The sequence below is a fragment of the Rhabdonatronobacter sediminivivens genome (genome assembly GCF_013415485.1).
Classification (GTDB): Bacteria; Pseudomonadota; Alphaproteobacteria; order Rhodobacterales; family Rhodobacteraceae; genus Rhabdonatronobacter; species Rhabdonatronobacter sediminivivens.
Genome location: NZ_JACBXS010000002.1, coordinates 95,471 through 108,294, shown reverse-complemented (window position 1 = coordinate 108,294; position 12,824 = coordinate 95,471). Strand labels below are relative to the sequence as shown.

At 65.3% G+C, this 12,824-nt stretch carries 13 protein-coding genes; 5 read left to right on the top strand and 8 right to left on the bottom strand.

Annotation, left to right across the window (positions count from 1 at the left end; genetic code table 11):
• Positions 1-4: 4 nt before the first annotated feature.
• Complete coding sequence (locus HUK65_RS01480) at positions 5-1,177, top strand: acetyl-CoA C-acetyltransferase (RefSeq protein ID WP_179904349.1); 1,173 nt, start codon at positions 5-7, stop codon at positions 1,175-1,177.
• 103 nt (positions 1,178-1,280) lie between these two features.
• Complete coding sequence (gene phbB, locus HUK65_RS01475) at positions 1,281-2,003, top strand: acetoacetyl-CoA reductase (protein WP_179904348.1); 723 nt, start codon at positions 1,281-1,283, stop codon at positions 2,001-2,003.
• Positions 2,004-2,100: 97 nt separating this feature from the next.
• Here the strand turns inward: phbB and HUK65_RS01470 are convergent, their stop codons facing one another.
• The 3 genes from HUK65_RS01470 to HUK65_RS01460 all read right to left on the bottom strand — a co-directional run bounded on the left by HUK65_RS01470 (position 2,101) and on the right by HUK65_RS01460 (position 3,733).
• Entirely contained in the window at positions 2,101-2,268 is a 168-nt protein-coding gene (locus HUK65_RS01470) for a YdcH family protein (protein WP_179904347.1), read from the bottom strand.
• Between the two features lie 239 nt (positions 2,269-2,507).
• A complete protein-coding gene (locus HUK65_RS01465; RefSeq protein ID WP_179904407.1) occupies positions 2,508-3,209 on the bottom strand; it encodes a LuxR family transcriptional regulator in 702 nt (233 codons plus the stop codon).
• A gap of 116 nt (positions 3,210-3,325) precedes the next feature.
• On the bottom strand, positions 3,326-3,733 hold the full coding sequence (locus HUK65_RS01460) for a helix-turn-helix domain-containing protein (protein ID WP_179904346.1): 408 nt from the start codon (positions 3,731-3,733) through the stop codon (positions 3,326-3,328).
• 334 nt (positions 3,734-4,067) lie between these two features.
• Here HUK65_RS01460 and HUK65_RS01455 point away from each other — a divergent pair, with 334 nt between their 5' ends.
• Together HUK65_RS01455 and HUK65_RS01450 are read left to right on the top strand one after the other, a co-directional pair.
• Positions 4,068-4,442 (top strand): NADH:ubiquinone oxidoreductase subunit NDUFA12, encoded by a 375-nt coding sequence (locus tag HUK65_RS01455; RefSeq protein ID WP_179904345.1) that lies wholly within the window; start codon positions 4,068-4,070, stop codon positions 4,440-4,442.
• 56 nt (positions 4,443-4,498) lie between these two features.
• Complete coding sequence (locus HUK65_RS01450; RefSeq protein WP_179904406.1) at positions 4,499-4,846, top strand: DUF2155 domain-containing protein; 348 nt, start codon at positions 4,499-4,501, stop codon at positions 4,844-4,846.
• Here the strand turns inward: HUK65_RS01450 and aat are convergent.
• The 3 genes from aat to HUK65_RS01435 all read right to left on the bottom strand — a co-directional run bounded on the left by aat (position 4,810) and on the right by HUK65_RS01435 (position 8,860).
• The gene (gene aat, locus HUK65_RS01445; RefSeq protein WP_179904344.1) at positions 4,810-5,472 is read right to left on the bottom strand and encodes a leucyl/phenylalanyl-tRNA--protein transferase; all 663 of its coding nucleotides are present in this window, start codon (positions 5,470-5,472) and stop codon (positions 4,810-4,812) included. The two genes, HUK65_RS01450 and aat, sit on opposite strands and share 37 nt — an antisense overlap.
• Before the next feature lie 112 nt (positions 5,473-5,584).
• Complete coding sequence (murD, locus tag HUK65_RS01440; RefSeq protein ID WP_179904343.1) at positions 5,585-7,006, bottom strand: UDP-N-acetylmuramoyl-L-alanine--D-glutamate ligase; 1,422 nt, start codon at positions 7,004-7,006, stop codon at positions 5,585-5,587.
• A gap of 276 nt (positions 7,007-7,282) precedes the next feature.
• The gene (locus HUK65_RS01435) at positions 7,283-8,860 is read right to left on the bottom strand and encodes a gamma-glutamyltransferase family protein (protein ID WP_179904342.1); all 1,578 of its coding nucleotides are present in this window, start codon (positions 8,858-8,860) and stop codon (positions 7,283-7,285) included.
• Between the two features lie 150 nt (positions 8,861-9,010).
• Between HUK65_RS01435 and metG the strand changes: the two genes are divergently transcribed.
• Entirely contained in the window at positions 9,011-10,729 is a 1,719-nt protein-coding gene (gene metG, locus HUK65_RS01430) for a methionine--tRNA ligase (protein ID WP_179904341.1), read from the top strand.
• 59 nt (positions 10,730-10,788) lie between these two features.
• Here the strand turns inward: metG and HUK65_RS01425 are convergent, their stop codons facing one another.
• Together HUK65_RS01425 and radA are read right to left on the bottom strand one after the other, a co-directional pair.
• The gene (locus HUK65_RS01425) at positions 10,789-11,349 is read right to left on the bottom strand and encodes a CvpA family protein (protein WP_179904340.1); all 561 of its coding nucleotides are present in this window, start codon (positions 11,347-11,349) and stop codon (positions 10,789-10,791) included.
• A 33-nt stretch (positions 11,350-11,382) separates the two neighbouring features.
• Positions 11,383-12,747, bottom strand: a complete 1,365-nt coding sequence (gene radA, locus HUK65_RS01420) for a DNA repair protein RadA (RefSeq protein WP_179904339.1) — start codon at positions 12,745-12,747, stop codon at positions 11,383-11,385.
• Positions 12,748-12,824: the final 77 nt, after the last annotated feature.

Here is a 12,824-nt window from a genome sequence, read left to right as displayed (position 1 = left end):
ATCCATGACCAATGTCGTTATCGTATCTGCCGCGCGCACCGCTGTCGGATCCTTCAACGGAGCCTTCGCCAACACCCCCGCGCATGACCTGGGCGCCGCCGTGCTGGAGGCTGTCGTCGCCCGCGCCGGGATCGACAAGGCCGAGGTGTCCGAGACCATCCTGGGCCAGGTCCTGACCGCCGGTCAGGGCCAGAACCCCGCGCGCCAGGCGCATGTCAATGCCGGACTGCCGGTCGAAGCCGCGGCCTGGAGCATCAACCAGGTGTGCGGCTCGGGCCTGCGTGCGGTGGCACTGGGCGCGCAGCATATTCAGCTTGGCGATTCGGGCATCGTACTGGCAGGTGGCCAGGAAAACATGAGCCTGAGCCCCCATGTCGCGCATCTGCGCGCCGGTCACAAGATGGGCGATGTCAAGTTCATCGACACCATGATCCGCGATGGGCTGTGGGATGCCTTCAACGGCTACCACATGGGCCAGACCGCGGAAAACGTGGCCCAGCAATGGCAGATCAGCCGCGATGCGCAGGACGAATTCGCCGCCACCTCGCAGAACAAGGCCGAAGCGGCGCAAAAGGCCGGCAAGTTCGCCGACGAGATCGTGCCCTTCACCATCAAGACCCGCAAGGGTGAGGTCATGGTGGATCAGGACGAATACATCCGCCACGGGGCCACGGTGGAGAACATGGCCAAGCTGCGCCCGGCCTTCACCAAGGATGGCTCGGTCACGGCGGGCAATGCCAGCGGCATCAATGACGGCGCTGCGGCCGTCATGCTGATGACCGCCGAAGAGGCTGAACGCCGCGGCCTGACCCCGCTGGCACGCATCGCCAGCTACGCCACCGCGGGGCTGGACCCGTCGATCATGGGCGTGGGCCCCATCCATGCCAGCCGCAAGGCGCTGGAAAAAGCCGGCTGGAAGCCCGAGGATCTGGACCTGGTCGAGGCCAACGAGGCCTTTGCCGCCCAGGCCTGCGCTGTCAACAAGGACATGGGCTGGAACCCGGATGTGGTGAATGTCAACGGCGGCGCCATCGCCATCGGCCACCCCATCGGCGCCTCGGGGTGCCGGATCCTGAACACGCTGCTGTTCGAAATGCAGCGCCGGGATGCGCACAAGGGTCTGGCCACGCTCTGCATCGGCGGCGGCATGGGCGTTGCCATGTGCCTGGAGCGATGACGCAGGGCGCATGAGTTTTTCCACCGACCGGCTGCGCAACTTTGTTGCGCAGCCGGTCGGCATGGGTTAGCAAAGTTTCAACAATTCATCGGAGGAGGACACCATGTCACGGGTTGCACTGGTCACAGGCGGATCGCGCGGAATTGGCGCTGCGATTGCCAAGTCGCTGAAGGACAAGGGCTATACCGTTGCCGCAAGCTACGCCGGCAATGACGAAGCCGCAGCCAGGTTCACGGACGAAACCGGCATCAAGACCTACAAATGGGATGTGGCCGATTATGCGGCGTCCAAGGAGGGGATCGCCAAGGTCGAGGCCGATCTGGGTCCGATCGAGATTGTGGTCGCCAATGCGGGCATCACCCGTGATGCACCTTTCCACAAGATGACCCCGGAGCAGTGGCAGCAGGTGATCGACACCAACCTGACCGGCGTGTTCAACACCATCCACCCCGTCTGGCCCGGCATGCGTGAGCGCAAGTTCGGCCGCGTGGTGGTGATCAGCTCGGTCAACGGGCAGAAGGGCCAGTTTGCGCAGGTAAACTATGCTGCCACCAAGGCGGGCGATATCGGCATCGTGCGCTCCCTGGCGCAAGAGGGCGCGCGCGCGGGCATCACCGCCAATGCCGTCTGCCCGGGTTATATCGCCACGGAAATGGTGATGGCCGTGCCGGAAAAGGTGCGCGAGTCTATCATCGCGCAGATCCCCGCCGGGCGTCTGGGTGAGCCTGAGGAAATCGCGCGCTGCGTCGCCTTCCTGGTGTCCGATGACGCAGGGTTCATCAACGGCTCGACCATCTCGGCCAACGGGGCGCAGTTCTTCGGCTGATATCCTTGTTCGCCCGAGAAAAACGTTCGCCCAAAAAAAACGGCCCGCAATCGCGGGCCGTTGTCTGTTGATCAAATGCGACTGTTCGAAACCACGTTCAATTCGGAGCCAGGCGCTGGATTTCTTCCTTCAGGCGAAGCTTCTGCTTCTTCAGCTCCGCAATCGCCAGCGGGTTTGAGCTGGGCGAGCGCTGCGCCTGTTCAACCTGCTCGGACAGATGTTCATGCTTCCGGCGGAGCTCCTGAATATGCGAACTCAATGACATGTGTATCCTCCTCTGATGACTGCATCACAAGGTGATTGCAGCACAGTTGCCGCAGGTTGTCACGGAATTTAGCGGTGCTACTCGCGTCATTGTGCAGCGGATTGTCCCTGATGTGGCCAGAGCGATGCCATACAGCCACTGGTTGCACGGCTTTGCCACATCTCCCGGCCTGCGCGATCAAAAGTTGAGCGCATCCCGCGATCACTGCACGGACCCCGGCCCATATAAACGGCGTCCCGCTACAGGGGCTGAATGATGCGCATCGCAATCGCCCGGGCCACCGCCTGCGGCGTGGTCAGCGCATGCAGCTTTTCGCGGGCCGAACGCATGTGAACCTCAACCGTGCGGTGCGAGATGCTGAGGATATCCGACACATCCTGCTGCGTCTTGCCCGCGGCGATCCACTGCAGGATTTCACGCTCACGCGATGACAAGGACGGCACACGCACCGCCCGCATCACCAAGCCAGAGCGCATGACCGCATCATGCACATGCGCGGCGACGCCTTGCAGATCCACCATCACCTTGCGCTTCAGGCTGCGCCATTCCGCCGGGGTGCAGTCGCGCGTCACGCTCAGCATGCCCAGGTCCCCATAGGGCCCACGAATGGGAATGGTCAGACCCCGGTCACTGATGCCGAAATCGCGCGCGCTCTTGAAGACGGTGGCGAAGTCGCGGTCATGTTCAAGCCGTGACCAGTCCACCGGCGCCACGCTACGCGCAGCCATCCGCAGGGTGGGGTCGATTCCCTCGAACTGGCTTTTGCTGTAATGCTCTTTCCACGCGTCAGGATAGTTGACGAACCCGTGGACCGAGCCATCCATGGAATTGAACCCGGCATAGGCGGCATATTCGAACTCGAACCGATGGCACAGTTGATCCAGAAACCCCGTTACCGGGGCCTCGTCCTGTGGCACCGAACTCAGATCGAACAGTCGCAGCGTGTCATCCCCTATGCCAGAGCGCGTCCACCTGTTGTTGCACCACGCAGAATGCCGCGCGCCGAGTCTGCTAGGTTACGCACCCTTAACAGGTCCTGCAATGACCAGAATGCGTATCATGCCTGTTCCGTACGCGCCGACGCAGCCTTGGCGCCCGGCTCCACCATTGCATCGATCATCGCGCAGATCGCCCGCCGTTGCGCCTGCGACAGAAGCGCCGTCTTGCGCATCAGCGACAGCGACAACTCATTGCCGGAAATATCCTGTGCCGCGCTGTCCTGCCCGCCGCTACCAACGCTTTCGGGCAGGGTGGAAATCCCTTCGAAGAACACCCGCACCGGCACACCCAGCCGTGTGGCAATGGCACACAACCTGGAGGCGCTTATACGGTTCTGCCCTGTTTCGTATTTCTGTACCTGCTGGAATCGAACGCCGATTGCCTCGCCGAGTTCGTTCTGGCTGATCCCGGCCATAAGCCTGTGCGCACGGATACGCTGTCCCACGTGTCGGTCAATGTCATTCATGTTTTTTTCACCCAAACCAAGAGGCCCTGTCCTCTGCAAGCCGAGACGCCTCCCACCCGCACCCTCATACGGATATCTCACTTGCCACTACGCTCCGGAAGTTGGCGAATCACGCCACCAATTGGAATAGGGGAACCACAGCCCGAAACGCAGTCTTCAACCGAAGATTGCACGACATTGCGGCATTTTCAAGCCCACAGACCGGGCTTGCACAGGCACCTGTGCACATGCGCACGCAGGGGATGCGCTGCGCGCCCGCCCTTAGGTGCAGCATCTGGACCCCGGCGCAAATAGGCGCTATCACCCGGAACAGGATCGCGCCATGAGGACACCCATGAATTTCCTTCTCCGGCTACTGACCTGGTGGAACAGCCAGACCCTTGGCACCCAGCTTCACACCTGGCGCAAAGGCGTCCTTGTCGGCGAAGACGCCCAAGGGAACAAATTCTATCGCAACGCCGATGGCAAACGGCGCTGGGTCATCTACAACGGCGAAACCGAGGCCAGCCGCGTCGCCCCCGAATGGCACGGGTGGCTGCATCACACCTGGGATTCGCCGCCGACCGAGGTGCCGGTAACGCACAAGCCCTGGGAGCGCCCGCATCAGGAAAACCTGACCGGAACCGTGCAGGCCTATGCGCCGGCCGGGTCCATTCGCCGCGCGACACCCGCTGCGCGCTCGGACTACGAGGCATGGACGCCCGAGTGACCCATCTGCGCCTGCCTGCCTTTTGGCGTTTCCGCGTGATCTTCGCAGCGGCCCTGATGTTGTCGGTGGCGGGCCTGACCGGCCCTGCCCCTGCAAGCGCCCCGCAAGTGCAACGCGCTGACAGTGCACTGCTGCGCGGCCTTGACAAGATCGCCGGCACGAGCCGCGACATTGCGCTTCAGGTTGGTGGCAGCGCGATGTTGGGCCCCTTGCGCATCACCTTGGCCGAATGCCGCTACCCCCCTGACGATCCCACGTCCGAGGCCTTTGCCTGGCTCACCATCCGGGATGAGAGGTCGGAAACCGTGCTGTTCGACGGCTGGATGATCGCCTCCAGCCCGGCACTCAACGCACTCGACCACGCGCGCTATGACGTCTGGGTGCTGGGCTGCAATACGGACTGAGCGTCCGGCTGCCCTGAAACCCGGTTGAAATCCGCCGTCTGTTGCAGTGCACTGCGCAGCATAGCGTGATAGCGCGCGCGGGGGATCTCGATCGCTCCCAGACTGGCCAGATGCGGTGTCAGGAATTGCGTGTCAAACAGGGTGAACCCGCCGGCCCGCAGCCGATGCACCAGATAGGCCAGCGCCAGCTTGGACCCGTCCCGGCGTGCCGAAAACATGCTCTCGCCGAAAAAAGCCGCCTGTATCGCCAGCCCATAGACACCCCCGGCCAGGGTCTCGCCCTCCCAGACCTCCAGCGAATGGGCATTGCCGCGCGCGTGCAGCTCGCAAAACAGGTCAAGGATCCGGTCATTGATCCAGGTTTCCTCGCGCGCGGCACAACCCTCCATGACCGCACGAAAGGCCGTGTCGGTGCTGACCCGGAACCCGCCGCGCCTGATGCGCCGCGCCAGGCTGCGCGAGATTCGGAACTGGTCCAGCGGGAAGATCCCCCGCCGCCGCGGGTCCAGCCAGAACAGCTCTGCGCTGTCACGGGATTCGGCCATGGGAAAGACACCGGCACAATAGGCCTGCAGCAGCAGCTCCGGCGTCAGATCGGGCTGCGGCGAGGGGTCGGGGCCATGCATCAGAGGTCCGGACCGGGCCGTCGGCGCGCCCCGCGCGCCCCGGCCCAGCGCTCCGCACCCCCTCGATGTGGGTAAGGAGCGCCCCCCCCGGCCACGCGCGCACCGCCAGCGCTCATGCACCCTGCCCTTCTGCAAATGCCGCCTGCCATGCCTCGACCGCGGCAACAAATGCGTCGCCGCGCTTCTCGAAATCCGGGAACTGGTCGAAACTTGCCGCCGCAGGGGCCAGAAGGACCACCTCGCCGGGCTGGGCGTCCCGCGCGGCCTGCACGACAGCCGCCGTCATGGTTTCACACAGGGCATGGGGCGTGTCGCCCAGTTGCAACGCGAAATCGCGCGCGGAATGGCCGATCAGATACGCCTTGATCACCGATCCCAGATGCGGCGCAAGACCGGCGATCCCCCCCTCCTTGCCCAGGCCCCCCGCAATCCAGCGGATGCGGTCAAAGGCCTGCAGCGCACGGGCGGCAGCGTCCACATTCGTGGCCTTCGAATCATTGATGAAGCGCACGCCACCGACCTCGGCCACCAGCTGGCTGCGATGGGGGAGGCCGCGAAAACTGGCCAGCGCATCGGCAATCAGGCGCGGGCTCAGGCCGAGCGTGCGCGCCACCGCCCAGGCGGCGCAGGCATTCTGGTGATTATGTGCCCCAGGCAACCCCGGCATGGCCCGCAGATCGACCGATCCCACCTGCTTTCCCCGCCGGTATTCGGCAAGATACCCCTTGCGGGCAAAGACATTCCACCCGGGGCCGGAAAGCCTGCGTCCGGAAGATATTCGGATCACGCGCATGTCCTCGGGCGCCTCGGCCAGTTGTCCGCCCAGATACTGCCCCTCGGGCTCGTCCACGCCTATGATCGCACGGTCAGGGCCGCCTTCGGCAAAGAGACGCCGTTTCGCAGCAAAATACCCCCCGGGTCCGCCATGACGGTCCAGATGATCGGGGGAAAGATTGGTGAAGACGGCGATATCCGGCGTGAGCGCGCGGGCCAGATCCGTCTGGTAGCTGGAGAGCTCCAGCACCACCACCCCGCCCTCACCCGGCGGGTCCAGCGACAAGACGCCACGGCCGATATTGCCGGCCATCTGTGCAGCGATCCCCGCTTCGGTCAGGATGTGATGGATCAGTGCCGTCGTGGTGGACTTCCCGTTCGATCCAGTCACGGCGACGACCTTTGGCGGCGCCTCGAAGGCCATGTTGGTGGCTGTCGAGAAGCTGCGAAAGAACAGACCGATATCATTGTCCACCGGCACCCCGGCGACATACGCTGCCGCGATCACCGGATGCGGCGCCGGATAGAGATGCGGTATTCCCGGCGAGGTGACCAGCATCGCCACGCCTGACCAGTCGATGCGGGTCAGATCATGCAGGGGGACCCCCTCCGCCTCGGCCGCCGCGCGGGTTTCAGGGCTGTCATCCCAGGCCAGAACCTCAGCCCCGCCAGCGCGCAGGGCAGAACAGGTCGCACGCCCCGAACGCCCAAGTCCGAGCACCGCAACCCTGTGCCCTTCGACCCCCTGAACCGGTATCATGGATGCTCCTGCGTTTGTGTGCATCTGGACAATGACGCAAAAGCGCCCTGCCCTTCAAGCTCTGGCAGGCAGTGCGACCAAACGGAGCGCGCATACTGCGCGCACTCTTTCTGGCACTGCGTGCGGTTTGGGGGCGCTGCCCCCGTCCCCGCAAGCGGGGACTCCCCCGGGATATTTCGGCAAGGGTGAAAGGGAATTGGATCGCGCCCGGTCCGCGGCGGGTGGGTGGGTGGGGCCGTGGGCCGGGCGCGATCCCGTCGTAAGGGATGGGGTGGTTCAGTAGCCGATGGCGCAGCCGTCCTTGCGCGGGTCCGAGGCGGCTTCGAGCACGCCGCTGTCATGCATCCAGATGGCCTGCGCGCCTCCTATGGGGTCAGGGGCGGGCTGGACCTTGTGGCCGCGTTCGGCGAGGGCGGCTGCGGTGGCTTCGGGGTAGGTGCTCTCGAGGTTCAGCATGCCCTCTTCGGGGAAGGCGCGGGGGGCGTCGATCGCGGCCTGGGGTGCCATCCCGTAGTCCAGCAGATTCGTCAGGAAGTGGGCGTGGCCGCAGGCCTGATAGGCACCGCCCATGACCCCGAAGGGCATGACCAGGCGCCCTTCATGGCGCAGCATGGCAGGGATGATCGTGTGCATGGGCCGTTTGCCAGGCGCCATTTCATTGGCATGGCCTTCTTCAAGCGTGAAGCCGGCGCCGCGGTTCTGCATCATGATGCCATATTTCTGCGAGGCGATGCCCGAGCCGAAGGGATGATAGATCGAGTAGATGAAGGACACCGCCATTCGGTCGCGGTCCACCACGGTCAGATAGACCGTATCGCGGTGGACGGCTTCGCTGAGCCTTGCCGGATCGGCCATGGCGCGCGCGGGGTCGATCAGGGCGGCCAGATTGGTAGCGGTTTCCGGGGCAAGCATGTGGGCCAGGCGGGTGCAATGATCGGCATCGGCCAGGAAGCGGTTGCGGGCGTCATAGCCGAGTTTGGTGGCCTCGGCTTCGATATGGGCGCGTTCGGGGCCCAGCGGGTCCATCGCGGCCAGATCGAAATGCGACAGGATATTGAGGATCAGCATGGCCGTGGCGCCCTGCCCGTTGGGGGCGTGCTCCAGCAGTTCGAACCCGTTGTAGGTGCTGGAGATCGGATCGCCCCAGTCGCAGGACGTGGCGGCGAAATCTTCCATCGTATGCCAGCCGCCCAAGCCCTGGAGGGTGGTAGCGAAATCCTCGGCCACTTCGCCTTCGTAGAATCCCGTGCGTCCTTCGCGCGCGATCCGGCGCAGGACTTCGGCCTGTCCGGGCGCGCGGAACAGCTGCCCCGCCTTTGGCGCCTTGCCGCCCGGCAGGTGCAGATCCCGCGCTGCCCCTTGCAGATGGTCGGATTGCGCAGCCCAGTCGCGGGCCACGCGCGGGGCGACGGGGATGCCCTCTTCGGCGTAGCGGATGGCGGCACCGAAAACCTGGCCCAGCTCCATGCGCCCATGCTTTTCGGACAGCGCGCAGAAGGCATCGACCGCGCCGGGGATCGTCACGGCCGCAGGCGCATTGAGCGGCACGGTGCTGTGCCCCTCGGCACGGAGCTTTTCGGCCATCGCAGCGGCGGGTGCGCGGCCTGAACCGTTCAGTGCGTGCACGGTTTCGGTCCCGGCGGGCTTGATCAGCACGAAGCAATCGCCCCCCAGCGCGCACATATGGGGTTCTGCCACGCCCAGCACCGCGGCGGCGGCCAACGCGGCGTCGGCGGCATTGCCCCCGGCCTTGAGGATATCCACCGCAGCGCCCGCGGCCAGCGGGTGCGATGTTGCACAGACACCATTGGCAGCAAAGACCGCCGAACGGCCCGGTTTCTCGAAATCGCGCATGAAGCTCCCCTTTCCTGTTCCGCCCGAAGCGTTTCGCGTGCACCCTAACGCCGCTTTCCCGGATATACCAGATGCCACGCCGGGGGGCTGGCGAAGCCCGCGGCCTTGGGCTACACCGGCGCCAGCATCACAAAGGGGATTCAGGCAGACATGGCGCGCGTTCTCATCACTTCGGCCCTGCCCTATATCAACGGGATCAAGCATCTGGGCAATCTGGTGGGCAGCCAGTTGCCCGCCGATCTGTATGCCCGCTACATGCGCGCGCGCGGCCATGAGGTGATGTTCATCTGCGCCACCGACGAACACGGCACCCCGGCCGAGCTGGCCGCCGCCAAGACCGGCGAGCCCGTGGCCGAATATTGCGCGCGGATGCACGGGGTGCAGGCGGAGCTGGCGCGCGGCTTCGGGCTGAGCTTCGATCACTTCGGCCGCTCCTCCAGCGCGCAGAACGCGGTGCTGACCCAGCATCTGGCCGCGCGTCTGGGCGCGGCGGGGCTGATCGAACAGGTGGCTGAAGAACAGGTCTATTCCCCCGCCGATGGCCGCTTCCTGCCCGACCGTTACATCACCGGCACCTGCCCGGCCTGTGGCTATGAAAACGCCCGGGGCGACCAGTGCGAGAATTGCACCAAGCAGCTGGACCCCACGGACCTGATCAACCCACGCTCGGCGATTTCAGGGGCGACGGATCTGGAGGTGCGCGAGACGCGGCATCTGTTCCTGCGCCAATCCACCCTGCGCGAACGGCTGGACGGCTGGATCGACAGCCAGCGCGGCTGGCCGGTGCTGACGACCTCGATCGCGAAGAAATGGCTGCATGACGGTGATGGGTTGCAGGACCGCGGCATCACGCGCGATCTGGACTGGGGCATTCCCGCGCAATTCGACGGCGCGCCCTGGAGCGGCATGGAGGGCAAGGTCTTTTACGTCTGGTTCGATGCCCCCATTGAATATATCGCCGCCACCGCCGAATGGGCCGAGGCGCAGGGGCTGGACGATACCGCCTGGCGCCGCTGGTGGCGCGAGGATGAGGGCGCCGGGGATGTCCGCTATGTGCAGTTCATGGGCAAGGACAACGTTCCCTTCCATACGCTGTCCTTTCCGGCCACGCTGATGGGCTCGGGCGAGCCATGGAAGCTGGTGGATTACATCAAGTCCTTCAACTACCTGAACTATGACGGCGGGCAGTTTTCCACCAGCCAGGGGCGCGGCGTCTTCATGGATCAGGCGCTGGAGATCCTGCCGGGCGATTACTGGCGCTGGTGGTTGCTGTCCCACGCGCCGGAAAACAGCGACGCCGAGTTCACATGGGAGAATTTCCAGACCTCGGTCAACAAGGACCTGGCGGATGTGCTGGGCAATCTGGTCAGCCGCGTTACCAAGTTCTGCCGCTCCAAATTTGGTGAGGTGGTGCCGGATGGCGGCGACCGGGGCGCGCGCGAGGCCACACTGATTGCTGCGCTGGAAACCCGCCTGCGCGCCTATGAGGCGCATATGGAGGCCATGGAGATCCGCAAATCCGCCACCGAGTTGCGCGCGATCTGGGTGCTGGGCAATGAATACCTGCAAGAGGCCGCGCCCTGGTCCGCCTTCAAGACCGACCCCGCGCAGGCCGCCATGCAGATCCGCCTGGCGCTGAACCTGATCCGGTTCTATGCCGTGCTCTCGAAGCCCTTCATCCCGGATGCCAGCGCGCGGATCATGGCCGCGCTGGGTTGCGATGACTGGTCCTGGCCCGGTGATGTGAGCACGGCGCTGGACACCCTGCCCGCCGGCCACGCCTTCACTGTTCCGGATGTGCTGTTTGCCAAGATCACCGATGACCAGCGCGCAGACTGGGCCGCGCGGTTTTCAGGGCAGCGGGCGTAACGCCTCCAAGGGGGGCCGCAGTGCCGGGGGCGTGTGCGCGAGGCGCGCCCCCGCCCGCCTCAGCGCGGGACGACGCAGGCGCTGACCAGTTCCTCATATTTCTGGACGATCCAGTTGGGCGCGTCTTCGGGGATGGCGTCATCGATAGAGCCCTGCAGCCGCGCAAACACCGCAGCCGAGCGGGAATTGTCCACCATTTCCACCGTTCCTGTCGGCACTGCGCGGTCAAAGACGATTAGCGCCACCGCCACCAGCAGCATCCCGCGCAACACGCCAAAGAAGAAGCCCAGCCCCTGGTCGATCCCGCCAAGGGCAGATCGCCGGACAAGCGACGAAAACAGCGGCGTGAACAGCGAGGCGAGCACCAGCACGATGGCAAACACCCCGGCAAAGGCCGCTATGATGGTCAATTCGCAGCTGTCGCCCAGGAAATCGCCCAGATAGGGGATTTCGCGCACCAGCGGCTCCAGCGCCGGGGCCAGGATAAAGGCCAGGATCGCCGCGGCGACCCAGCCCAGGATGGCCAGCGCCTCGCGCACCAACCCGCGCGAATAGGCGAGGATCGCCGAGATGATGATCACCGCCGCAACCACGCCGTCGATGATGGTAAAGCCTTCCATGCGCTGTCTCCTGCCCGCTATGTCTTGCGGCGGTCATCCCGCCCCGAATACACTTCCAACAACCTCGGTCAGATCGGACATCTGCAACACGTCGATCCCGCCGCCTGCGCCCAGCTTGCTTCCTGCAGGCGCGATCGCCCGGGTGAAACCAAGTTTTTGCGCTTCTTTCAACCTGTTTTCGGTCTGCCCCACCGGGCGAAGCGCGCTTGAGAGGCTGATTTCACCGAAAACCACCGTATCTGCGGGCAAGGCGATATCCTCTCGGGCCGAAAGAAGGGCCGCCGCAACGGCCAGATCGGCCGCCGGTTCGCTGACCCGCAGCCCGCCCGCCACATTCAGGAACACATCCATCCCTGCAAAGGGAATCCCGCAACGGGCCTCAAGCACGGCCAGGATGGTGGACAGCCGCCCCCCGTCCAGCCCTACCACCGTCCGGCGCGGCGTGCCCAGCGAGGATTGCGCCACCAGTGCCTGAATCTCGGTCAGCACGGGGCGGGTGCCCTCGATCCCGGCAAAGACCGCCGCACCCGGGCTGGCCTTGCCACGGTCCGACAGGAACAGGGCCGATGGGTTGGCGACCTCGGCCAGTCCGGCGCCCGTCATCTCGAACACGCCTATTTCGTCGGCGGGGCCAAAGCGGTTCTTGACCGCGCGCAGGATGCGGAACTGGTGGCCGCGCTCGCCTTCGAAATACATCACCGTATCGACCATGTGTTCGACCACCCGCGGCCCGGCGATCTGGCCTTCCTTGGTCACATGGCCGACCAGGACCACCGACACGCCGCGCCGCTTGGCAAAGCTGACCAACTCATGCGCCGCCGCCCGCACCTGCGAGACCGAGCCCGGCGCGCTGTCCACGGTGTCCAGCCACATGGTCTGGATCGAATCGATCACCACAAGGTCCGGGCGTTCGCGGTCCAGCGTGGTCAGGATGTCGCGCAGCGCGGTTTCCGTGGCCAGCCGCACCGGCGCCTGCGCCAGTCCCAGACGGCGCGCGCGCATCCGCACCTGCGCGCCCGCTTCCTCGCCCGAGATATAGAGGCATGAAAGCCCCTGCCCCGCAAAGCCCGCCACCGCCTGCAGCAGCAACGTGGATTTGCCGATCCCCGGGTCGCCCCCCACCAGTATGGCCGAAGCCGGGACCAGCCCGCCGCCCAGCACCCGGTCCAGCTCGGCCACGCCCGAGGACCGGCGCGGCGGCGGGTTGTCCTCATCGGCCAGCGAGCCCAGCGAAATCTCACGCCCCCGCGCCGCAAGCGCCCGCGGGCCGGGACCGGTGCCAAGGGGCGCTTCCTCGACAATGGAATTCCACGCGCCGCAACTGTCACACCGCCCCGCCCATTTGCGAAACCCGGCGCCGCAGGCCGTGCAGGTAAAGCTGGGGGCGTGCTTGCTCATGTGGCGTTATTGCCCGTCCCGATGCAGGCTTGCAAGGGCGCAGTCGATTGGCGCTTGACCATGGGCACAGAGCGCGC